This window comes from Rufibacter hautae (assembly GCF_008271695.1).
Lineage (GTDB): Bacteria > Bacteroidota > Bacteroidia > Cytophagales > Hymenobacteraceae > Nibribacter > Nibribacter hautae.
Genome location: NZ_VKKY01000003.1, coordinates 1,236,473 through 1,260,957, shown reverse-complemented (window position 1 = coordinate 1,260,957; position 24,485 = coordinate 1,236,473). Strand labels below are relative to the sequence as shown.

The following is a 24,485-nucleotide window of genomic DNA, read 5'->3' as shown; positions in this document are numbered from 1 at the left end:
GAAAACAAGCCGAAAACCCATGGAAAACACGCCCATCATCGTAGAACGCACCGTAAATGCTCCGGCAGAAACCGTCTGGCAAGCCCTCACCGACAGAGACCAGATGAAAGAATGGTACTTTGACCTCGCGGAGTTCAGACCCGAGGTTGGATTTGAGTTCCAGTTCTCCGGTGGCCCCGAAGATAGAAGCTATCTGCACCTTTGTCAGGTTACGGAAGTGGAGCAAGGCCGTAAAATTGCCTACAGCTGGCGCTACGATGGGTACCCCGGCAACACCCTGGTTACCTTTGCCTTGTTCCCTGACGAGGATAAAACCACCGTGAGACTCTCCCATAGCGGGCTGGAGACCTTTCCCACCAGTAATCCAGATTTTGCCAGAACCAACTTTGAGGCAGGCTGGAATGAAATCATCGGTACTTTACTTCCTGCTTACCTGGAGAAAAACATAGCAGCAGCTTCGTAGTCTTAAGGCCTCTTGGAATGGGCATCTTCTCATAAGTTTCAAGAAAAGAAGCCTAAAACTGGTATGCAGGCCAGGAGTATGACCTTTGTTTATACAAATAATTCATCGGCAGCCTTTTAATATCAGGTAAATGGAATCCTCCGCATTTACTCAGCCAGAAAATTTTGTATTTAACTTTTATCAAGCTGAATTAAATTAATTCCGAAAAGGCCCAATCCGGCCTAAAAAGCAATTCGTAGGTCTTGGCAACCAACCTCCTAACCTACGATAACATGAAAACAAATTACCACTTTCTTTCCTGGGCAACTTGCCTGCTTTCTTTCTCCACCATTTTCACGTCTTGTAATGAAGATATACTGGAGTCGAAAGACCAACTTAACGCATCTGCTGCCACCGAAGCTAAAATCCAGAGCGACCTGACTTTTTATGCCCTCACCACCAACAACCAACTGGTAAAATATAGCACCGATCAAAAGTTACGGGAGACCGGAGAAGTAAACATTACTGGCCTGAGAAGCGGTGAACGGATCTTAGCTATCGATTTCAGGCCGGCCACCGGGCAGCTTTACGGGGTTAGTAATCAGAGTTACCTGTATGTCATCAACCAGAACACCGGGGTTGCCACCCAGGTAGGCACGGCCCCCTTCTCGCCGGCCATCGATGGCACCCAGGTGGGGTTTGACTTTAACCCGACTGTAGACCGCATTAGGCTGGTCACCAACGAGACCCAGAACCTGCGCCTGAACCCTGAAACTGGTGCCGTTGTAGCCACTGATGGCATGCTTAACCCTGGCAGCCCTGAAGTAGTGGCGGTGGCTTACACCAACAGCATGGCTGGGGCTACCTCCACCACCCTGTATGACATTGATGTTGCCACTGACAAGTTATACATCCAAACGCCGCCCAATAACGGTACGCTGGTGGAGGTGGGTCGCCTGAATGTCCAAGCAGTGGGCGAAGGCGGCTTTGACATAGCCCCTGATAATTCCCTTGCCATTGCGGCCTTGTTTGGCCGGGGCGGCGGCGTTGAGAACCAGAAAGAAGAATCTAACGGGAATAAGTACCGCTTCTACAGCATTGACTTGGCTACCGGCAAGGCCATGAACCTGGGCAAAACCGACCGGATGATTATTGGGGTGGCCATTCCTACCAACCCGGTGGCCTATGGGGTTGACGCTGACAACAATCTGCTCATCTTCAACCCTTACGAGGCAGCCATGGTCATTTCTAAACCAATAACTGGCTTGCAGCCCAATGAAAGAGTACTAGGAATTGACATGCGCCCGGCCACGTCTCAACTGTATGCCTTAGGAAGCACCAACAGAATCTACACCGTTAACCTGGCCACAGGGGCGTTTGCTGCCGTGGGAGAACCGTTTACCCCTGCCCTTTCCGGCGACTTCTTCGGTTTCGATTTTAACCCAACCGTGGATAGAATACGGGTGGTGAGCAACACCGGCCAGAACCTGCGCCTGAACCCAAACACTGGGATGGTAGCCATGGAAGACAGTAAGTTAAACCCTGGCACTCCTATGGTAGATGCCAGTGCGTACACCAATAATTTCGTCGGGTCAACCTCTACCGCGTTGTACAACATTGACTTCGGGACAGATGCGCTTTACCTGCAAAGCCCGCCAAACGCTGGCACGCAACAATTGGTGGGGAGCTTAGGCGTACAAACAGGCCCTCACAACGGCTTTGACATTGGCGGGGTTAGCGGCACTGCCCTTGCCCTGCTCCAGACCGGAGGTCAGTCAGGTATTTACAGAATTGACTTGAGCAAAGGCACCACCACCAAACTTTCTACCGTCTCCAAGATGCCGCTGAGTTTTGCTCTTGGCTTAGGATTCTAAGAACAAACCAAAAAAAGAAAGCAGCAGGTCTAAGCACATGAAAGTGACTAGACCTGCTGCTTTCTTTTTCACACCTTTCGGAGTTTTAGGGCTGTTTTCCAGAAAAAGGCCGTTTTTCAGAACAGATGAACCTTTGAGCAGATGACTCCCTTACTGCCGGGGCGGCGGGCCCGGGTCAACGTTTTTAGTCAGGTACCGGGTAAGCAAACTGCCAATGGCCCCCGAGCCGGCGTACTTGGCCAAGCTGTCCAGTACCTCTACCTGCTCCTTGGTGAGCCACTTCCACTCTTCGGCGGCAATGAGGTGGAAACCCCGCACCCCAATACAGATGGCAATGACAATGCCTGCCATGATGATGTTCCCCTGAATGGCCCAGTGGATGATGGTTTTGGCCCCTTGTTCCCGCTGGTGCTCTCTTTTGCGCCGGTCGCTGGCAAACCACTCATCCTCTTCCTTGGCCTTCCTTAAGGCCGCCGGCGGTGGCGGCGACGCCCTGATGGCGGCAAGATCTAGGTTGGAAGTGGGACTAGGCTGATTGGGCTGCATGGGGGGCATTCACTAGCTTCTGATAATACTCCTTTATGAGGTCGTTGGGGATGATGACGTTGTTGCTGTGCTTTCCCTGGGTGTCCCAGACCTGTTTCCAGGGAGTTTGATCCTGGTGGGTCATCGCCGAAAGGTCCACCCCCGAGAACTGTCCGTACACTTCCCAGATTTTCTCCAGAAACGGCACTAGGTCGGGATCAGAGAGGCTCACCGGGGAAGACTCGGTAGCATTGCCCGCCGTTACCATCTGCCTGATGGCCTCGCCGCCGTAATCTTTGAAACTGTAGTAAATGGAAGGAACCACCGGACCGTATTTCCAAGCTTCTACCGGTTCGGTCAGCAGCGGTTGCCCCGATAGGCCCAGATACCACCCGTGGGCGATATACACCAGTTTCACCAGCTTCATATTGGTCACGGGTTCGCCGGTGTCAAAAGACTTCTTTAGAAAGAAGTTGGCCACTGCCAGAGCATTTTCCATGACTTTCAATTGTTTACCTCCTCTTAAAATAACGCCCAGCCTGAAACGAAGGTTGGGCAGTTACCACTACAAAAATATAAAGATAAAGCTGGGAAAACAAAAGTGGCTCAGACCTTTATCCTTTGAAAAGCAGCATAATAAGTACGCGCCCGTCTCCAGCAGACAGGGCAATTAGATTTCCATTTTTGGCCTAAAAGAAAAAGCCTGAGCAGGGAAATTGCGCAGGCTTTTTAGGGGTATTTTCGGTAAAACATCCTTGAAACAGAAAGCTCAAAGAATGGTCTGGGTATAGAGCTGGCACTTCCAGAGGTCCAGTTCGTCCATGACCAGTTTGGCCATATACTCCAGGGTGATTTTGTCATCAATGGTGAATTCGCGGGGTTCTTTGTCCAAGATGCACACCGCCCCCAGGTTATAGCCGTCATAGGTGGTGATAGGTACCGCCGCGTAGAACCGAAGGCCGAACTCACCGGCCACCAGTGGATTCTCCGCCAGGCAAGGTTCCTGAAGGGCATCCCTGAAAACGGTAGCCTCCTGCCGTAAGATGGACAACGAGCAAAGGCTGTCGCCTCTATCCACCTCGGTGGTGTTTTCCATGCCTACGTTGCCTTTGAACCACACCCGCTCCGCGTCCACGAAGGAAACCAAAGCGATGGGCACTTTGAAGATATGGGCCGCCAACGCCGCGATGTGCTTGAAAGGGCCGTCTGTTTCTGTGTCTAAAATTTGATAATCGTGCAGTTTCCTCAACCTCTCTGCTTCAATTTCCGGGATGATCTCTACCCCAAAAGTATTTTTCATGGCCATGTACACTAGTCTGTTCTTTTCCCTCTACTGCTGGGTGATTTCCGTCTTTACGTCCAATCCAAATCAAGGTTAAATGAAATATTAAAGAAAGTAACGGAAAAGTTATAAGTCTCTAACTTCCAACACTTAGCTTAATATTAAGGAAACATTGTATTAACACGCAAGGCACCCCCATAACCGTAACCGCCCCAAAATAAAGCAGATAGCAAACCGCAAGATAGGGTTTTAAAAGTCTCCGCAAGAAACATACCTAAACTGATGCAGGGAAGTCCTTTTCCCTCACAATCCGAGGCAGGGCTCCATTAACCCATACCCAAAAACCGTTTTCCTACTGTTTTTTTGAAAACAGGTCCAAAACAGCAAACTGGTAGAAGCGCATGTTGGAACAAAATGACCAGGTAATTAGGATTGGGGCACCTTCTCTCCTTGCAGCACGGCAGAGATCTTGGCAATATCCGTGGAGACTTTCTTGATGAATTCCAGCTGTTCCTTGAGCAGGAGTTCATCTGAGGAAAGCTCAGCTGGTTCAGGCACTTCGGGCTCCGGCAGGTGCACGGTGCTTTCACTGGCCTTTGAAGTAATATCCAAGGTTTGAAGGGCCTCGGAGAGGGAGAACTCGGCCCTGCGCAAGATTTTAAAGAAAGCCGTAGGATAAACTTCCGGCGCCCGGTTTCTTCTGGACGAGAAGATGGTGGCAATGTAGGAAGACAGAATATGGTTAAGCACCACAAACTGGAAGATTTCCTGCCGGTGCAATTGCTTGCTGCGGGGCTCATCGGTCATGCGCTGGAACGCCGCCGAGAGGTTCGCCGAGTTAACGTACACTTCCTTGCGGGCCAGTTTGTACTGCACCTCGGTAATCTCCTTGCCGGCTAGCCGTTGGGCCAGCACCTGCAGGTATCCCAGGTTGGCCTGCACCACGTTCTTGAGCAATCGGCCCACCTGCTTTGATTCCCAGTTAGGAAACACAAAATAGGTTGCGGCAAAGGCAATGGCGCAGCCCACCACGGTATCCACGATGCGCTCCTGCACAATGGTCATTCCCCCGCCGCCCAGAAAACTGAACAAGATGAGCATGAAAGGCGTCATGAGAATAACGCTCAGCATGTAGTTAATGCGTTGCACGCTGTAAAATCCGGTCATGAACACCAGCAGAAACGCAAACTGCAGCCTGGTATCCTGCACCAGGTACAAGACCAGCAGCCCCAGCGCCCCGCCCACCACAGTCCCGATGACGCGTTCCTTGTTCCGTTGTTTCGTGAGGCTGAAGGCGGGTTTAAGCAGGAATATCACGGTGAGCAGGACCCAATAGCTGTGCTGCCCGTACGGGAATAGCTTGGTGAGGGTATAGGCGAAGAGCGCCACCAGCGCCACCCTGAACGAGAACCTGAACACCGATGACTCAAAGGTGAGGTTGTTCAGAAACATTTTGGGGTCAATGGTCTGGTGCGAGACAAACAGGGAAAACTCAATCTCGCGGGACCTCTTCCGGAGTTCCTCTTTGTCCAGGTCAAAGTAAGACCTGATGACCGTCAGCCGTTGGGCAATGGACCTGATGTTCACGAAGATTTTCTTTAGCACCAGGTGGCTGGTTTTGTCCTCGCGCTCGGCCATGGCGTCAATGCCGGCCTTGAGTTCGTCTAGCCGGGAATTCAGGTCTTGGGTATTACGGTGCGGAAGGTTCGCCTGGATGGCAAACCCGATGTTGTCCAGTTCATCGGCCAGCAGTTCTATGAGGCGCGCAAACTCCGGCAGCAGCCCGGTGTGCCCGTATTTCTCCCTGATGGAGGCGTAATCATAATGGATGGCGGTGATCTGTTCGTACAGATCCACCATGTCTACGAACGTCATGAGCAGCGTCCGGCCCGTGTCCGTGGACTCCTTCATGAGCTGACGGCTCTTGAACATAAGCTCGCGTTGGGCATCCATTTTGTCACTCACCAGAATCTGCTGCGAGATCAACTGCCGGTAATCATCCTCCAGATCAGTCTGGGAATGGTAGAAAGCGGCTTTCAGCCGAAGGAATTTCGCTACTTCCCGCACGCACTCGCCCAGGGCCTGTTGGGTGGGTCGGTAGGGCATAAACCGGTTAGAGAGCAAACTCAGGAGCATGTACCAGACGCCGCCCACCATCACCAGGCCGCTGTACAGAAACACCTGCTCGGGGGTGAGCGGACGGTCCATGGTCATGACCAGGATAAGCAAACCGGCCAAGCCGATGAAGGAGGCCCGCATGCCGTACACCAGCAGCATGGAGCAAAGGAAGCTGAACACCAGAATGGCCAACCCCAGCGTAACCACGTGCATGCGGGCAAAACCAATGGCCAGCGCCATAAACGTGCAGAGCCCAATGCTCAGGAGCATGGCGTTGCGCTTGTGCCGCACCGGCCCCGGTGAATCTGCCAGGCTCACGCTGATGGCACCCAGCGAAATGGAAATTCCCGTCTCAAAATGACCCAATTGCGAGAATAGCAAGGAAGGCAACAGCGCCGCAATGGTGGTGCGGATGCCATCATAGAAGTTCTGGCTGTAGAAAAAATACTGGAGCTCCCTTACTTTCCTGTTCATTCTTTACTGGTACGTGGTGGTCTGGCTGCGTGATTACGAATCAAAAATTTGGAGTTACTACGTTCTGGGGAAGCCAAAAGCCTTCCGCTAAACCCAGGTAAGCGGCCCTTCAACGCTGCAGCCTTGTCTGTATTTGGGCTACTTTTACGGAAACAGCGTAAAAACGTGAGGCGTAACCAAAGCCTAAACGTAACAAATGCGGGGGAGGATGACGGACCTTTGGGAAAGATTTGACCCAACGCATTTACTGCCCGATTTTAAAAAGTAAGCCTAAAACCATTTTCTGCGTATTCTTCTTTTTATTCCCTTGCATCAGTCAACACATGTTCTTATAAAATAAGACTTACCCTCACCCACTCCTTTCCTCATTGAATTACCTTTACGGCATGCGTACCACTTCAGAATTTGATATTGTCATCATTGGCGCGGGGCCCATTGGACTGACCTGTGGCATTGAAGCCCAGAAAGCCGGACTTTCCTACGTGATCATTGACAAAGGCGCCCTGGTCAACTCGCTCTACAACTACCCGGTGACCATGACGTTTTTCTCTACCTCTGAAAAACTGGAGATTGGGGGCGTTCCTTTCATTTCTGATAACCCTAAACCACGCCGGAACGAGGCCCTGGAGTACTACCGTCGCGTCACGCTCAAGTTTAACCTGAACCTGCGCCTGTTTGAGGAAGTACTGTCGGTGCAGAAAACCGGGGAGCGGTTTGAGGTGCAGACCATCAAGGAAACCTACCGCGCCCGAAAGGTCATTATCTCCACCGGCTTCTATGACTTGCCTGCGCTCATGGAGGTGCCCGGCGAGGACCTGCCGCACGTGACGCATTACTACAAAGACCCTCATTACTACGCCCTGCAGAAAGTGGTGGTGGTGGGCGCGAGCAACTCCTCCGTAGATGCCGCCCTGGAAACCTACCGCAAAGGTGCCGAGGTGACCATGGTGGTACGGGGACCGGAGATCGGCCGCCGGGTAAAGTACTGGGTCCGCCCCGATGTGGAGAACCGCATCAAAGAAGGCAGCATCAAAGCCCACTTCAACTCCTGCATCACCGCCATCAGGCCCGGCGAGGTAGACCTCAACACCCCCGAGGGGCCTCTCACGCTGCAGAACGATTTTGTGCTGGCGCTCACCGGCTACAAACCCAACTTTGAGCTCCTCCGCAGGTTTGGCGTAGAACTTTCCCCCGACCAGAAACTTTACCCACAGCACAACACCCAGACCATGGAAACAACCCAACCCGGCCTGTACCTGGCAGGCGTGGTCTGCGGCGGCATGGACACGCACCTCTGGTTTATTGAAAACTCCCGTGACCACGCCGAAAAGATTGTGCAGCACATCCTTTCCCAAGACCAGTCTTCTTAACCCATTTCTGTTTAAGAGCTGATTTTTAGAAATCGGCTCTTAAACAGAAGAACAGGGTAAATCAAGAATCTCCATTCTGGGCCTGATTTTGGAAAAACAGGCCCAGAATAGATAATTGTTTGAAATCCTATCGGCTTAGGGTATCCCAGAGGTAACCAAAAGATAACACTATCACAACCTACTGACTATTAAGTATTTATTAATTAAACAACAACACTTTCCCGCCTTCCCTATTGAATAAAACAAATATCGGCTTGTATAAGCGGGTTTGCTATGCTTTACTTTGCACTACCGAATGAACGTTCAATAGACAACCAAGACCTTGGAGATAATTGCAGAGAAGAAGAAGGCTATTCTGGAGAGTACGCTGAAATTGATCAAGGAAAACGGCTTCCACGGCACACCCATGAGCATGGTGGCCAAACGGGCGGGGGTGGCCGCAGGCACCATCTACCATTATTTTGACAGCAAAGACACCCTCATCATGGAGCTGTTTGCCTACACCCAGGGCCAGGTGCAGGAAGCCGTGCACAAGGATCTCCGCGAGGGCATGGACCTGAAGGAGAACTTCTTTCTGCGCTGGATCAGCCGCTGCCAGTTTTACATCCAGCACCCAGATGTGCTGTTCTTTATTGAGCAGTTCGTCTCCTCGCCCTACTACCCACGTTGCTCCCCAGACCAGAATGAGCGCAGCCAGAACGATATCAAGGAATTCATCAACTTGGGTCGGCAGCACGGCATCCTGCGCGACGTGGACTTCAAACTCATGGCCATCATGATCCACAGCAGCATCATGACTGCCGCGCGCGTGCACATTGACGGCAAAGTGCAGTTGGGAGAAAAGGAGTTCCACCAATTGGCCCAAATGATCTGGGACAGCATTCGTAAACTGTAAATCACCCCTAATCAGCTTCTTATATATTTATCACCCTTACTTATGAAAAAAACAAATTATCTGGTGCCCCTGCTACTGAGTTGCCTTCTGGCACCCTTGACCTTGTGGGCACAGGTGACTCCAGATAGCACTGCCGGCCGGTTAACCCTGCAGCAATGCGTGGAGTACGCCCTGAAAAACCAGGCTCAGGTGCAACAGGCACAGATAGAGGAGGAAATCGGTGAGCGCCAGATCAGGGCGCAGTTATCGGGTTGGTTGCCGCAGGTATCGGCGAACTACGCGCTTACCCACAACATCAAGCGGCAGCAGAGCGTGTTCGGGGACCAGGTCATCACCATCGGGCAGAAATACACCTCTAACATCAATTTCCAGGCAAACCAGACGCTGTACAGCAATGACCTGCTGCTGGCCTCCAGGGCCGCGCGCTTCACCCGCTCGGCGTTGGACCTGAACACGCAGGCCACCAAGATCAACACGGTGGTAGACGTGAGCAAGGCCTTTTACAACATCTTGTTAAGCCAGGAACAACTGCGCATTCTTGAGGAGAACATCCTGCGCCAGGAGAAACAGTACCGCGATGCCCGCGCCCAATACGAGCAAGGCTTGGTAGACAAAACCGATTACCAGCGCGCCAGCATCACGCTTAACAGCATCAGGGCAGACCGCAAGAGAACCCAGGAGGCCATCAAGTCCAGCATCGCGGTGCTCCAGGAACTGATGGGTCTGCCGGTGGGCACTTCCCTTACCCTGGCCTACGATTACAACCAGATGCAGCAGAACATCCTGGTAGATACTACCCAGAACGTGACCTTCGCCAATAGGGTGGAGTTCCAGCAGGTGCAGACGCAGCGCCAGATCCAGGGTCTGAACACGCGTTATTTCCGATGGGGCTTCTTGCCTACGGCCTCGGCGTTTGTCAATTACAACCCTACGTTCTTCAGCTCCACTTTCTCAGACATCTACAGCCAGTCTTACCCAACTTCCGCGTTGGGACTACAGATAGGCATCCCTATCTTCCAAGGGGGCCGCAGGCTGCAGAACGTGCGCATCTCAGAACTGCAGGAAGAAAGCCTGAACGTGGAACTGCAGAATACCCAGCGCCGCATCAACACCGAGTACCAAACCGCGCTGGCCAACTACAAGAGCGATTACAATGATTGGCTGACCCTGCAAAGCAATGTGCAGCTCGCTGAGGATGTCTACAACGTGATCAAGCTCCAGTACAACGAGGGCATTAAAACCTACCTGGACCTGATTGTGGCCGAGACTGACCTCAGAACCGCCCAACTCAACTATTACAACGCCTTGTACAACGTGCTGTCCAGCAAGCTGGACGTGCAGCGCGCCCTGGGCACTATTGCAGTTAACTAAACACAGAGAAAAACCATCGTATCATGAAGATAAATCTATCCACCTTAACGGCGCTCACGTTGTCTGGCGCGCTATTGATTTCCTGTGGCAAAAAAGAAGCTGCCCCGGCAGGACCAATGATGGGCGGCCCCGTTCCCGTGAACACCATCACCGTCGCTGAAGAAAACGTGGTAGGCACAGACACATACCCGGGTACCGTGGTGCCGCTCAGCGAAGTGGAGTTGCGCCCGCAGGTGAGCGGTTATATTTCCCAGATATTTGTAAAAGACGGCCAGCGGGTAACCAAAGGCCAGCGGTTGTATGAGATTGACCGCACCAAATACCAGGCCGCTTACGGTCAGGCGCAGGCCAACGTGCGCAGTGCCCAGGCTAACCTCAACCGGGTGCAGAAAGACCTGGAGCGCTACGAGAACCTGGCCAAGCAGGACGCCATTGCCCGCCAGCGCGTAGACTACGCCCGCGCCGATGTGGAGACCGCCCGCTCACAGGTGGCGGTAGCCCGTGCCCAGGTAGCCAGCGCCGCCACAGATTTGGGTTATTCAGTTATCAACGCGCCTTTCAGCGGTACCATCGGGATTTCGCAGGTGCGCGTGGGTTCGCAGGTGAGCCCGGGCCAGACGCTCCTGAACACCATCTCCTCAGACGGCCCCACCGCCGTGGACTTCGTGATCAATGAGCAGGAACTTCCCCGTTTCAACCGCCTCAAGCAGGGCAACCAGCCAGACTCCCTTTTCACGCTTTCCTTGTCTGATGGTTCTAAATATCCGCACACCGGTAAACTCACGGCCATTGACCGCGCCATTGGGACCCAAACCGGTACCATTACCGTGCGGGTGAGTTTCCCTAACCCAGACCGCCTGCTGGTTTCGGGCATGACCGTGACCTTGAACGTCCTGAACCAGGACATAGGTAACCAAATCACCCTTCCGTTCAAAGCCGTGACCGAGCAATTGGGCGAGTACTACGTCTACAAAGTGCAGGGCGATTCTGTGCAGCAGCAGAACATTCTCCTAGGCACCCGCTTCCAGGACAAAATAGTAGCCCGCGAAGGCCTTAAAGCCGGTGATGTGATTGTGGTGGAAGGTATCCAGAAACTACGCCAGGGCGCCAAGATCCAGGTAGGTGCGCCGCAACCGGCGGCCGGTGCCCCAACCGGTGCCAGATAATTATTTTTTCAATAGTGCTTTTTCAGAACCAGTATGATATCTGATATATTTATAAGAAGGCCCATTACCGCCATCGTGATCTCCATTGTGATCGTGTTGGTGGGTACCCTGGCCATGATGAACCTGCCCGTCACCCAGTACCCAGACATCTCCCCTCCTACGGTATCGGTTTCGGCGAACTACACCGGTGCCGATGCGCAGACGGTAGAGCAGACGGTGGCCACCCCCATTGAAACCCAGATCAACGGTACCCCGGGCATGGCGTATCTGACCTCCACCAATACCAGTACCGGCCAGATGAACATGAGCGTGATCTTTGAGGTAGGCACCGACATTGACATCGCTACTCTGGATGTGCAGAACCGCGCTAGCGTGGCCGAGCCTAGCTTACCAGAAGAGGTGCGCCGTTTGGGCGTGACCGTTAGAAAGCGGAATCCCAGTATTTTGATGGTAGTGGGGATCTACTCGCCCAACAAAACCCACGACATCCAGTACCTGGACAACTATACCAACATCTACGTGAAAGATGCCTTGCTGCGCGTGAAAGGGGTGGGTGACGTGACTTCCATTGGGCAGGACTTCAGTATGCGTTTGTGGCTGCAACCCGATAAAATGGCACAGTACAACCTGAGCGCGAACCAGATTGTAACCTCCATTCAGGAACAGAACTTACAGGTAGCCGCTGGTACCGTAGGCGGCCGGCCGCAGTACAACACCCAGGCCTTCCAGTACCCTATCACGGTGAGTGGCCGTCTGGCAACCCAGGAGGAGTTCGGGAATGTAATCATCCGCACGAACCCAGAGGACGGCTCGCTGGTGTACCTGAAAGACGTGGCCCGCATTGAGTTCGGTCAGTTTGACTACGGCCGCCAGGCTACCATCAACAGCAACCCGTCTGGGATCATGTTGATTTACCAAGCGCCAGGTTCCAACGCGGTAGAAACCGCCAACGGAATTTACGCCGCCCTCACCGAAATGAAGAAGACCTTCCCCGCCGACGTAGACTACATTGTCTCGTTTGAATCGGTATCAGTGGTTGAGGTGTCTATCAACGAGGTGGTGCACACGCTGCTGGAGGCCTTGGTGCTCGTAATCATTGTGGTGTTCCTGTTCCTGCAAAGCTGGCGCGCCACGCTGGTACCTATCCTAGCCATTCCGGTTTCTATCATCGGGACGTTCATCTTCTTCATTCCGCTGGGCTTTACCATCAACACCTTGACTTTGTTCGGGTTCGTACTGGCCATTGGTATTGTGGTGGATGACGCCATTGTGGTGGTGGAGGCCGTGCAGCACTACATTGACCATGAGCGGCTCTCGCCGAGGGAGGCTACCCGCCGGGCCATGAAGGACATCACGGCGCCGGTAATCGCCATTGCCTTGATCTTGGCGGCGGTATTCATCCCGGTAGGCTTTATTCCGGGCATCGTGGGCCGTCTGTACCAGCAGTTCGCCATCACCATCGCAATCTCAGTATTGATCTCGGCATTTGTGGCCTTGACGCTGACCCCGGCGCTTTGCTCGCTCATGCTGAAGCCCATGAACGTGAACCGCGAGTCAAGAGGTCTGAACAAGTTCTTCTACAAGTTCAACAACTGGTTTGCCAGAACCACCGAGTCTTACTCAGGCGGGGTACGCCGAAGCATCAAAGCGGCTCCGTTGGCCTTGATTCTACTCGTTTGCTTGTATGTGGGCACCGTGGGCTTGTTTGCGAATAAACCAACCGGCTTTATCCCAACCGAGGACGAAGGACGTCTGTTCATCTCGGTGGAATTACCGGAAGGCGCCTCGGCAAACCGTACCCAGGCTATCCTGGAAAGAATGGCGGTGATCCTGCGCGATGTACCGGCTATAAAGAACTCCACCTCTATCTCGGGTCTGAATGCCATCAACTTCTCGTTTAAATCAAACAGTGGTACGTTCTTTATCCAGATGCACCCTTGGGAGAATAGGCAGGAGGAATCCATGCGTCTGCAGGGTGTAATGGCCGATTTGAACCAGCGTTTCAGCGCCATCAAGGAAGCGAACATCATTGTGGTGGCGCCGCCCGCTATTCCGGGTCTGGGTCAGTCGGGTGGTTTCAGTTTCATGCTGGAGCAGCGTACCGCCGGCGACATCAAGGAGATGGAGCGCGTGATGGGCCAGTTTCTGGGCGCCGCAAACCAACGTCCCGAGATTGCCATGGCCTACAGCTTCTTCAACACCCGCACCCCCGGTTACCACGTGGATGTGGACCGCGAGAAAGTGAAGAAACTGGGCATCAACCTCACCGATGTCTTCGCGACGATGTCTTCCTACATGGGGAGCCGCTACATCAACGACTTCACCCGCTACGGCCGGAACTACCGCGTGGTAGCCCAGGCAGACACCTCGTACCGCATGGACATTCAGAACATGAACCAGTTCTACGTGCTCAACCGCCAGGGAGAATCGGTGCCGCTGAGTGCCTTGATCACGACCAAAGTAGTGGAAAACCCTGCCGTGATCTCGCATTACAACTTGTTCCGATCCGTGGAGATCTCCGGTAGCGCCAAGCCCGGTTACAGTAGCGGCCAGGCCCTGGCAGCGCTGGAGGAAGTGGCGGCGCAAACCTTGCCGGCTGGTTACGGCTTTGACTTCTCCGGCCTCAGCCGCGAGGAATTAGCCGCCGGTAACAGTACCATCTACATCTTCGCGCTGTCCATCATTCTGGTGTTGCTCTTGCTGGCGGCCCTGTATGAAAGCTGGTCTGTACCGTTCTCTATTCTGTTCGCCATTCCGCTGGGCATGTTCGGGGCGATTCTGGCCCTTACCTTCCTGCCCAAACTGGACAACAACGTGTACGCCCAGATCGGGATGATCACGCTTATCGGGTTGGCCGCCAAAAACGCCATCCTGATTGTGGAGTTCGCCAAAGAGCGGGTAGACAAAGGCATGGAATTGGTAGAAGCCACCATTGAAGCGGTAAGGCTGCGTCTGCGTCCTATCATCATGACCTCGCTGGCCTTTATCCTGGGGGTACTGCCGCTGGTGCTGGCTTCTGGTGCGGGCGCCGTTTCGCGCCAAACCATTGGTTGGGTAGTGGTAGGCGGTATGTTGGCGGCTACGTTCCTGGCCATCTTCATTGTACCGGTGCTGTACGTGGTCATTACCCGTCTGGCTTACGGCAAGAAAGGCTTGGCCGCCCTGCAGGAAAGATACCGCGACGTTGACTTTGATCACAACTAGGTTATATAAACTCTATAAACCAAAAAGCCCCGGCTCCTGAGGCCGGGGCTTTTTACTAACACACGCATGCTGTTTATGAGCCAATTTTCCCAAAACGCCCCTAAAACCGCTTTTACCCTTTCTTCTGCCATTGGGGTGTACCAACTGGTGGGAGGTCTGCTAGGACTGGGGTTGTTCCTGAAGATGATACCGGCTTTGGAGAACCCATCGGCCACCACCTGGCTGGGCATTCTGCTGGCGGCCCTGCTCTACGGCTTTTCCATCTGGTGCGGCTTTTCGCTGCTGAAGAAGACCCGCTCCGCGTACACGCTGTCCATGGTAAACCAAATTCTGCAGGCGTTCAGCTTCGGGATGAGTGGCGTGGCTTACAATTACGTGGCGGGCCTCAAAGTCGGCGTGGGCATTGATTTCCTGGCCAGTTGGGTATTCAAGCTCCGGTTCTCGTTATCGTCTTTCAACTTCAGCTTCGGAACTCACGCGGGCATCTCCTTCGTGTCGGTGAATCTGCTGGCCTTGCTGCTGCTCTACCTGCTGGAACGTACCAAAGACGAGGCAAAAGGAACGCTTCGGTAAAAGTTTTTCAATTTCACGGGGCCACTAGGCAGGCAATCAGCTGATTTCACCCTCTATTTGCCTCCTGCTTTTCAGGCCTGGTTTTCTGTTTTACGCTTGTTTTCCCAAAAACAGGCACAAAGCAGAAAACCAGGCCTTTACTGTTTTAGGCTCGTTTTTAGAATTTCAGGGCAAATTCACAAAGAACTAACTATCAAATACTTAAAAATTTATTTATTGACCTATTTCTATTTTCATAATGAAAGGCTTTTCCACTTCCTTTATTTTAAAATATTCAAAGCAAACAAATCGTAAACTTACCATTTCCTTAATACTAACACTTGTTTGTTAATTTTTACTCAATACAAAGCTTGATTCTTTAGAAAATAGCCCATAAATTACTGATTCACCCGTACCCCAACGAACAAACAAAAGGAATGAATCAGGCCGATGAACTTAATAGAGGGTTATATACCCCCGAGCTAGAGCACGATGCTTGCGGTGTTGGATGTGTAGTCAATTTAGACGGCCATAAATCACACGCTACGGTAAAAGACGCCCTCACCATGCTCAAAAACATGGAACACCGCGGCGCCACCGGCAGCGACCCCGAGACCGGCGACGGAGCCGGTATCTTAGTGCAATTGCCCCACGAGTTCTTCAAGAAAGAACTGGCCGAGTTTGCCATCACCCTGCCTCCCGAGGGAAGCTACGGCGTGGGCATGGTCTTTTTCCCCATTGTGTACGAGGTGCGGGAGAAGTCCCGCAAGATCCTGAACAATTGCCTGCGCAAGCTGGGCCTCAGCCTCATTGGTTACCGCCTGGTGCCGGTCAACAGCCAGGTGCCCGGTCACGGCGCCAAAGCCGTGGAGCCTTACATTGAGCAGGTGTTTGTACAGCCGGTAGACCCCACCATCAAAGGCGAGGACCTGGAGCGCAAGCTGTTTGTGCTGCGCAACCTCATCTCCAACGAAACCCGCAAAAACGTACGCGGCGAGAACGGCACCTTCTACATCGCCAGTTTCTCTTCCCGCACCATCATCTACAAAGGCCAGCTTAAAACCGACCAACTGGAGCGCTACTACCATGACCTGCGCCACCCGGATTTTAGGTCGGCGATTGCGGTGGTGCACTCCCGTTTCTCTACCAACACGTTCCCCAACTGGCGCCTGGCCCAGCCGTTCCGCTTTATCGCGCACAACGGCGAAATCAACACCATCCGGGGGAATGTGAACAAGATGAAGTCCAAAGAGGCGCTCATGTCTTCTCCCCTTTTCACCGAGGAAGAGATGCAGTGGCTCTTGCCCGTGACCAACCCCGAAGACTCTGATTCCGCGAACTTGGATGCGCTAGTGGAACTGCTCACGCTGTCTGGGCGGCCCTTGCCGCACGTGATGATGATGCTGGTGCCTGAGGCCTGGCAGAACAATCCGCACATGGACACCTACAAAAAGGCGTTCTACAAATTCCACGCGTCTCTGATGGAGCCCTGGGACGGTCCGGCCGCCCTTTTCTTCACCGACGGCACCCAGATTGGCGCCACCCTAGACCGGAACGGCCTGCGCCCCGTGCGCTACTGCCTCACCAAACAAGGCCGCCTGATCATGGCCTCGGAGACCGGTGCCTTGCCGGTAGACCCCAAAGACGTGATCAAACGCGGCCGCCTGCAGCCCGGCAAAATGCTCTTAGCTGATATTTCCCAGAACCGCATCCTGGAGGACGAGGAGATCAAACAGCTGGTCTGCAATGACAAGCCGTATTTTGACTGGATTCAGAAAAACCGCATCAAACTGAGACTGCGCCCTGAGCCCGCAGTGCTCCTGGAGCCCTGCACGCCCGAGGAGTTGCGCCAGCGCCAGAAAGCGTACGGCTACACCCGCGAGGACCTGAAAATGGTGGTAGAGCCCATGGCTGCTACCGCGTATGAACCCGTGGGCAGTATGGGTTCTGATACGCCGTTGGCCGTTCTTTCGCACCAAAGCCAGCACGTATCCAACTACTTCAAGCAGTTCTTCGCGCAGGTGAGCAATCCGCCCATTGACTCTATAAGGGAGCGCTTGGTAATGTCTTTGTTCACGCGCGTGGGTGAGTCTTTGAACATCCTGGATGAGTCTGAGGCGCATACCCGCCAAATCCACATCTCGCAGCCCGTCATGGACCCCGTGGAGTTCCAGAAACTGGTGTTCCTGAAAGAGGAAGGCTTTGAGCACGAGACCTTGGACGCTACGTTCTCCACCCGCGAGACCGGCAACCTGCAACGGGAAATTGACCGCATCTGTGCCGAGGCCGAGGCTGCCGTGCGCGCGGGCAAGAAAATCCTGATCATCTCTAACCGCAACATCCAAGCGCAGCGGGCGGCTATTCCGTCTTTGCTGGCGGTAGGCGCGGTGCACCATCATCTAATTGAAAAACGCCTGCGCACCAAAGCAGGACTGGTGGTAGAAGCCGGCGATGCCTGGGAAACGCACCATTTCGCTACTATTATTGGTTACGGGGCCAGCGCGGTCTATCCGTTTTTGGTGTATGATACCATCAAGAGCCTGCACGACCAGCACAAGCTGGACAATGCGCATCCGTACACCCATTATTTCCACAACTTCATCTACGCGGTAGACAACGGCTTGCTGAAGATCCTGTCTAAGATGGGCATCAGCACGCTGCAGTCATACCAAAGCTCCCAGATCTTTGAGATCTTGGGCCTGAGCCAGGAGGTTATTGAGAAATGCTTCAAAGGCACTACCAACCGCCTGGAAGGCCTCAACTTTGAAGACCTGGAGCGCGAAACCCTGACTAAGCACCAATCGGCGTACCCAGACCATGAGAACCTGCTGGAATCAGGCGGGTACTACCAGTGGCGCCGCGATGGCGAGGAGCACTTGCTCACGCCTAAGGTGATTCACCTGCTGCAGAAATCCACTCGCCTGAACGACTACTTATTATATAAAGAATACTCCAAGTCCATCCGCGAGCACCAACAGGCTACGGCCATCACGCTGCGGAACCTGTTTGAGTTCCGGAAGCGGCAGTCGGTGCCTTTGGAGGAGGTGGAGCCGGTTTCCTGCATCCTCAAGCGTTTCGCTACGGGCGCCATGTCCTTCGGGTCCATTTCCTACGAGGCGCACAGCACGCTGGCCATTGCCATGAACCGCATCGGCGGCAAAAGCAACAGTGGTGAGGGCGGAGAGGACGAGGCCCGCTTCATCCGGAAGCCTAATGGTGATTCTGAAATTTCACGCGTAAAACAGGTGGCCTCCGGCCGATTTGGCGTGACCAGCCACTACCTAGCCAACGCCGACGAGATTCAGATCAAGATTGCCCAAGGCGCGAAACCCGGCGAGGGCGGTCAGTTGCCCGGCCACAAAGTAGACCACTGGATTGCTCGCGTACGCTGCTCCACCCCTGGCGTTGGTTTGATCTCGCCGCCGCCGCACCATGACATCTACTCTATTGAGGACCTCAAGCAGCTGATCTTCGACCTGAAAAACGCGAACCCCAGAGCGCGCATCAACGTGAAACTGGTGGCCGAGGCCGGCGTGGGCACCATCGCCTCGGGCGTAGCCAAAGCCAAAGCCGATGCCATCATGATTTCCGGCGCCGATGGCGGTACCGGGGCCAGTCCGCTGAGCTCCATCCGCCACACCGGTCTGCCTTGGGAGATTGGCCTGGCCGAGGCGCACCAAACCTTGATCAAAAATAACCTGCGCAGCCGCGTGACCCTGCAAACCGATGGCAAGATCCTGACCGGTTATGACCTGGCCGTGGCCACATTGCTGGGCGCCGAGGAATACGGGGTAGCCACCGCCGCGTTGATCACCGAAGGCTGTATCATGATGCGGAAGTGCCACCTGAATACCTGCCCGGTGGGCATCGCGACGCAGAACCCGGATTTGCGTGCCCTTTTCACCGGCGACCCTGACCACGTGGTGAACCTATTCACCTTCATGGCCATGGAGTTGCGGCAGATCATGGCTTCGCTGGGCTTTAGAACCATCAACGAAATGGTGGGCCAGTCGCAGGTACTCAAGATCAGAACCGACCTGAACCACTGGAAACTGAAGAACCTGGACCTTTCCCCTATCTTCCACCAGGAGTACGCACCCAGAAACGTGGGTACCTACAAGCAGATTGAGCAGGACCACGAGATCGGCAAAGTGCTGGACAAGAAACTCATCCGGGATCTAAAAAGAGGCAACACCGAGGTGGAGTACCGCATCAACAACGTGGACCGTGCAGTGGGCACCATGCTCTCCTATGAAATCTCCCGCAACTTCGGGAAACACGGCTTGCCGGAAGATTCCTTCAAAGGCACGTTCTATGGCTCGGCTGGGCAAAGCCTGGGTGCGTTCCTGGCGCCGGGCATCACCTTCAAGCTGTACGGCGAGGCCAATGATTACCTGGGCAAAGGCCTCTCGGGCGGAAAACTGATTCTGCAGCCCTTCAAAGAAAGCCAGTACCTGGCCCATGAGCACATCATCACCGGCAATGTGGCCCTGTATGGCGCTACCTCGGGCAAAGTGTACATCAACGGTTTGGCCGGCGAGCGCTTCTGCGTGCGGAACTCGGGTGCCGAAGCCGTAGTGGAAGGCATTGGTGACCACGGCTGTGAGTACATGACCGGCGGCAAGGTGCTGGTGCTGGGCGAGATAGGCAAGAACTTCGCGGCTGGCATGAGCGGCGGGGTGGCCTACATCTACGCCCCCGACCCTAACCATGTAGACCAACTGAACCTGGACATGGTGGGGCTGGAAGAACCAGACGCGGAGGATTTGCTCTGGATTGTGGAGAAACTGCAGGAGCACGTGGCCTACACCGGCAGCGTACTGGCGCAGGAATTCCTGGAGAACTGGGAAACCGAGCGGTTCCACTTCCGGAAAGTCATGCCGCACGACTTGAAAAAGGCTTTGCAATTACAAGATAAAGAAACAGAAAGGATATTGGCGTAATGGGAATAGCAGACGGATTCTTGAGATATAACCGGGAGGTGCCCGGTACCCGTGACCCCAAAGTGCGGGTGAACGACTCCAACGAAATTTACCTCCCCTTTCCAGAGGAGAAAACAAAACAGCAGGCCTCGCGCTGCATGGACTGCGGCATTCCTTTTTGCCACAACGGCTGCCCGCTGGGCAACCTGATCCCGGATTTCAACGATGCGGTATCGGAAAACGACTGGGAGCGGGCCGTGCGCGTGCTGTACAGCACGAACAACTTTCCGGAGTTCACCGGCCGCATCTGCCCCGCGCCCTGCGAGAGCAGTTGCGTGCTGGCCATCAACAAACCGGCCGTGGCCATTGAACACATTGAGAAAGCTATTGCCGAGAAGTCCTTTGAACTGGGTTTGGTGAAGCCGCAACCGCCTTTGCAGCGGACCGGTAAAAAAGTGGCAGTGGTAGGCTCAGGCCCGGCAGGATTGGCAGCGGCGGCCCAGCTGAACAAAGCCGGGCACAAGGTCACGGTATTTGAGAAAGACGAGAAAGCCGGCGGCTTGCTGCGCTACGGCATCCCCGATTTCAAACTGGAGAAATGGACCATTGACCGCCGGCTGGCCATTCTGGAAGCCGAGGGCATTAAGTTCAAGTATAACCGCAAGATTGGGCAGGACACTACCCTGAAGAAACTGTACCGCAAGTATGATGCGGTGCTGCTTTGTATTGGGTCTACCAAACCGCGCGCCATCTCTATCCCGGGCAATCACCTCAAAGGCATTCATTTCGCTATGGATTACTTGGGGCTGCAGAACCGCCGGGTAGACGGCACCCAGATTGCCCCGCAGAACGACATCAACGCCTACGGCAAGCACGTGCTGGTGATTGGAGGCGGCGATACCGGCTCAGATTGCGTGGGTACGGCCAACCGCCATTTCGCCAAATCCGTGACGCAGCTGCAGTACCGCTACATGCCCTCTTCCGAGCGTCACCCTACCAACCCGTGGCCCGAGGTCGCCACCACGTTCTCTTCTTCGTCCTCGCACGAGGAAGGCTGCGAACGGAGCTGGGGCTGGCTCAACAAGGAGTTCATCGCCGATGAAAACGGGCACGTGAAAGGCTTGCGCGTAGTGGAACTGGAATGGAAAAACCAATCTGAGTACACCGAGAAACCCAACAGCGAGCGCATTCTGCCCTGTGACCTGGCCTTGATCGCTATTGGGTACGAACGCCCGGAGCACGATGCCTTCACGGCCAACTTCAAATTTGAATTGGACCGCCGCGGCAACTTCAAACTGAACGATTGGCAAACGAACGTACCCGGCATCTTCTCGGCCGGAGACGCCTGCCGCGGACAATCGCTGGTGGTCTGGGCCATCTCAGACGGTCGCGAAGCCGCCCGCGCCATTGACGTCTACCTAATGGGTTCGTCAGAACTGCCTTCCAAAGAGCTTTCTAAGTACCAGTTGTTTTAGGAAGTCTCATGTAGCACGATAATAGATTTAAAGAGCCCCGTTCTTGCCTGTTTGGTGAGACGGGGCTTTTCTTTTTGGGGCTTGTTTTCTGAAAAGAGGACCTAAACGAGGTCCCTTAGTTTGCAGAGATTGTAGAGACCTGACACTGCCTTTCTTTTACTCATTCCAGGCATCACGATATCTGGTCATGTAGGGGCAATCCCTTGTGGTTGCCCTTTTTGATTAGGCAGAAATGCCACTGGCACAGACACTCGTAGGACCTCCGGACACTACGAGGTCTTTTGAGTGACCAGTACAGGTTAAGTTTTCAGGCTGTTTTTAGAAAAGCAGGCCAGAAACAGAGTCGCGCTTATCTTTCCCGTAGAAGGCTAAGAAACCAACCACCGAGCATGGACACCAGGACAAACTTCTACAACACCAACGGCATCCGACTTCATGTGGCGCAGGCAGGACCCAATGACGGAAAGGTGATTTTATTTCTGCACGGTTTTCCGGAGTTTTGGTACGGCTGGGAAAAGCAACTCCGCTTTTTCTCTGAACAAGGGTGGCTTGCGGTGGCGCCGGACCAGCGGGGCTATAACCTGAGCACCAAACCAGAGGGAGTAGAAGCCTACACTGTGGATGAATTAACCCAGGACATGGCAGAACTGATCCCGCAACTCACTGACCGAAAAGTAGTTCTGGTTGGCCATGACTGGGGTGGCGCCATCGCCTGGAACCTGGCGCTGCATCATTCTCACCTGCTTGAGAAACTGGTCATCCTGAACATGCCGCACCCGGTGGTGATGCACCACCACCTCACCCACAACCCCAAACAGATGCTCCGGAGCTGGTATGCGGGTTTCTTCCAGATTCCCTGGTTGCCCGAAACCTTGAACAGTTCCTTTGACTTTAAACTGCTGGAAAGCACCATGGCCAAATCGGCGCAGCCCAACACCTTCTCACAACAGGACCTGGAGAAATACAAAGAGGCCTGGCGGCAGCCGGGTGCCCTGGAAGCCATGATCAATTGGTACCGGGCCTACAAATACAACCAAATAGAACCCAGCCAAAAGGTAGAAGTCCCTACCCTGATGCTCTGGGGAAAGCAGGATCAGTTCCTGGGCACCGAGTTAGCCCTCCCCAGCATAGACCAGTGCCAAAACGGCCAGCTGATCTTTCTAAAAGAAGCCACCCACTGGTTCCACCATGAACAGCCCGACAGGGTGAACAAGCTCATCCTGGACTTTCTTTCGGTTTAGCCCTTGGTTTGGTAAAATCATGCCTAAAACAAAAAACCGCACCTCAAAGAAGTGCGGCTTTCTCATCATTCATTAAATCAAAAACTCTCTTTTAATTTCTTCCCCTGCGGCTGCTCTCACTTCTGCTGCCTGACGAAGATTCCTGGCGAGCAGGAGATTGCCGCTGCTGGGTTGGCGCAGAAACCTGGCTTCTAGGTTGCGGGGCAGGAGCAGAAACTTCGCGCGTGCGCTGCTGCTGGTACTGGCCCTGTGAACTTGATTCCTGCCGGGTGCGTGGTTCATATTGCCCTTGGCTTGACGGTGCCTCTGTTCTGCGGGGCGAGTAACCACCCTCTGAGCGTTGTCTGGATTCCTGAACGCCTGTGCGGGTTTTGGTCTCCACGGTGCCAACCTCCTCTGTGCGCTGCTGGTACTCTGGCCTTGCGGTACGGGTCTGGGGAGCTTCCTCACCAGAGACAGAAGAAGTTCTGCGGCTCGATTCCCGGGTACGTTCTCCATACTCGCCCGTGGTGCTGCGTTGCTCTGAGGTTTGCTCCAGGTCAGAACGGTTTTGGGTAGCAGTACCTCCGTCCATGGTGCGGCCCCGGGTAGAACCACTTTCTACGCCGGTGCGGCTGTTGCTGCTCCGGTCCGTCCGGCCAACGGTGCCTTGGTTATCAGAAAGGCGGGAACGGGTATTGTCGCGGCTGGCCAGGCGGGTAGGCGCTTCCTCGCGGCGAGAATTCACGTCAGGGCGATAAATCCGGACGGAGTTTTCAGCCACCGAGGTTCGGCCGGGCCGACTGTCACGGTCCACGCGGTAGACGTTCACCTTCCGGTTGGTGGCTCGCTCAATGTCCTGGTTTCTGGGTCCGTAGTTGTAGCGGCGGTTGTCCCGCTCATAGTAGTTGTTGATGATGGTGGTATTGTGGTAAATGTTTACCACCCGGGTTCTAGGCACGCAGTAGTCATAGATGCGCGGACTGGTGATGTACAAGACCGGCACAAACACCCACCGCACGGCAGGCACAATGTAGGTCACGCGCGGCCCCATGGGCGCCCATCCGTAGTAGCCGCCGCCGTTGCGCCAGTCTACCCAGGCCGGCCCCCACTCAGAACCCGGAATCCACAGCCATCCTTCAAAGTCATCGTAAATCCAGCGACCGTAGTGAAACGGTGCCCACCCCCAGTCATAGTCAGAGACCCAGGTGTTGCCGTACTCGGTCATGACCCAATGGCCCCGGGTAGCGTACGGCTGAAATCCGCGCTCCACGGTAGGCGACCACACATAGCCGTACTCGGGATCCCGAATCCAGCGGCCGTGCCGGTCTAGTTCATCATAGAACGTCTGGAAAGACACCTGGTCTCCCGGACGGGCCTGCGCTTCTTGCGGAGAAGCCCAAGCGAGGGTCAGAAGCAGCAGAGCTCCCCAGACCCACAAGTTGTTAAGAAAGGTTTTCATGTAACAGAGGTTTTAAACTAGGCAGCGGCTTCATGTTTTGAGGCACTAACCAGCTCACTAATTGGGTCATAGGAGAAAAATTCTCCTATTGCATTTAAACCAAACATCTTGCCAAAAACACACGTTTTTCTGG

16 protein-coding genes are annotated in these 24,485 nt (G+C 54.2%); 11 read left to right on the top strand and 5 right to left on the bottom strand.

The genetic code is table 11. From position 1 onward, the window contains the following. The first annotated feature begins 19 nt into the window (after window positions 1–19). On the top strand, window positions 20–463 hold the full coding sequence (locus tag FOA19_RS21630; RefSeq protein ID WP_149092920.1) for an SRPBCC family protein: 444 nt from the start codon (window positions 20–22) through the stop codon (window positions 461–463). Window positions 464–735: 272 nt separating this feature from the next. Beyond that, complete coding sequence (locus tag FOA19_RS21625) at window positions 736–2,316, top strand: DUF4394 domain-containing protein (protein ID WP_149092919.1); 1,581 nt, start codon at window positions 736–738, stop codon at window positions 2,314–2,316. Window positions 2,317–2,466: 150 nt separating this feature from the next. Here FOA19_RS21625 and FOA19_RS21620 read toward each other — a convergent pair whose 3' ends face one another. The 4 genes from FOA19_RS21620 to FOA19_RS21605 form a co-directional block, all read right to left on the bottom strand. Next, window positions 2,467–2,862, bottom strand: coding sequence for a hypothetical protein (locus FOA19_RS21620; RefSeq protein WP_149092918.1), 396 nt, complete (start codon window positions 2,860–2,862; stop codon window positions 2,467–2,469). Further along, window positions 2,843–3,340 (bottom strand): Panacea domain-containing protein, encoded by a 498-nt coding sequence (locus FOA19_RS21615; protein WP_149092917.1) that lies wholly within the window; start codon window positions 3,338–3,340, stop codon window positions 2,843–2,845. Before FOA19_RS21615 ends, FOA19_RS21620 begins: the two co-directional genes overlap by 20 nt. 270 nt (window positions 3,341–3,610) lie before the next feature. Then, entirely contained in the window at window positions 3,611–4,141 is a 531-nt protein-coding gene (locus tag FOA19_RS21610) for a GAF domain-containing protein (protein ID WP_149092916.1), read from the bottom strand. Window positions 4,142–4,549: 408 nt separating this feature from the next. Then, a complete protein-coding gene (locus tag FOA19_RS21605; RefSeq protein WP_149092915.1) occupies window positions 4,550–6,715 on the bottom strand; it encodes an FUSC family membrane protein in 2,166 nt (721 codons plus the stop codon). A gap of 386 nt (window positions 6,716–7,101) precedes the next feature. Between FOA19_RS21605 and FOA19_RS21600 the strand changes: the two genes are divergently transcribed. From FOA19_RS21600 to FOA19_RS21560, 9 genes are all read left to right on the top strand, one after another. Beyond that, complete coding sequence (locus FOA19_RS21600) at window positions 7,102–8,085, top strand: YpdA family putative bacillithiol disulfide reductase (RefSeq protein ID WP_149092914.1); 984 nt, start codon at window positions 7,102–7,104, stop codon at window positions 8,083–8,085. Between the two features lie 322 nt (window positions 8,086–8,407). Next, window positions 8,408–8,980, top strand: coding sequence for a TetR/AcrR family transcriptional regulator (locus FOA19_RS21595; RefSeq protein ID WP_149092913.1), 573 nt, complete (start codon window positions 8,408–8,410; stop codon window positions 8,978–8,980). Between the two features lie 42 nt (window positions 8,981–9,022). Beyond that, window positions 9,023–10,351, top strand: a complete 1,329-nt coding sequence (locus FOA19_RS21590) for a TolC family protein (protein WP_149092912.1) — start codon at window positions 9,023–9,025, stop codon at window positions 10,349–10,351. Window positions 10,352–10,374: 23 nt separating this feature from the next. Then, entirely contained in the window at window positions 10,375–11,517 is a 1,143-nt protein-coding gene (locus FOA19_RS21585; RefSeq protein WP_149092911.1) for an efflux RND transporter periplasmic adaptor subunit, read from the top strand. A gap of 33 nt (window positions 11,518–11,550) precedes the next feature. After that, window positions 11,551–14,721, top strand: a complete 3,171-nt coding sequence (locus FOA19_RS21580) for an efflux RND transporter permease subunit (protein WP_149092910.1) — start codon at window positions 11,551–11,553, stop codon at window positions 14,719–14,721. Between the two features lie 75 nt (window positions 14,722–14,796). Next, window positions 14,797–15,294 (top strand): hypothetical protein, encoded by a 498-nt coding sequence (locus FOA19_RS21575; RefSeq protein ID WP_149092909.1) that lies wholly within the window; start codon window positions 14,797–14,799, stop codon window positions 15,292–15,294. A gap of 416 nt (window positions 15,295–15,710) precedes the next feature. Beyond that, the gene (gene gltB, locus FOA19_RS21570) at window positions 15,711–20,216 is read left to right on the top strand and encodes a glutamate synthase large subunit (protein ID WP_149092908.1); all 4,506 of its coding nucleotides are present in this window, start codon (window positions 15,711–15,713) and stop codon (window positions 20,214–20,216) included. Beyond that, window positions 20,216–21,670, top strand: a complete 1,455-nt coding sequence (locus FOA19_RS21565) for a glutamate synthase subunit beta (RefSeq protein WP_149092907.1) — start codon at window positions 20,216–20,218, stop codon at window positions 21,668–21,670. The genes gltB and FOA19_RS21565 overlap by 1 nt, the downstream gene beginning before the upstream one ends. 389 nt (window positions 21,671–22,059) lie before the next feature. Next, the gene (locus tag FOA19_RS21560) at window positions 22,060–22,911 is read left to right on the top strand and encodes an alpha/beta fold hydrolase (protein ID WP_149092906.1); all 852 of its coding nucleotides are present in this window, start codon (window positions 22,060–22,062) and stop codon (window positions 22,909–22,911) included. Window positions 22,912–23,002: 91 nt separating this feature from the next. On the opposite strand, the gene FOA19_RS21555 is transcribed toward FOA19_RS21560, so the two are convergent. Continuing rightward, window positions 23,003–24,352, bottom strand: coding sequence for a DUF6600 domain-containing protein (locus FOA19_RS21555; RefSeq protein WP_149092905.1), 1,350 nt, complete (start codon window positions 24,350–24,352; stop codon window positions 23,003–23,005). Window positions 24,353–24,485: the final 133 nt, after the last annotated feature.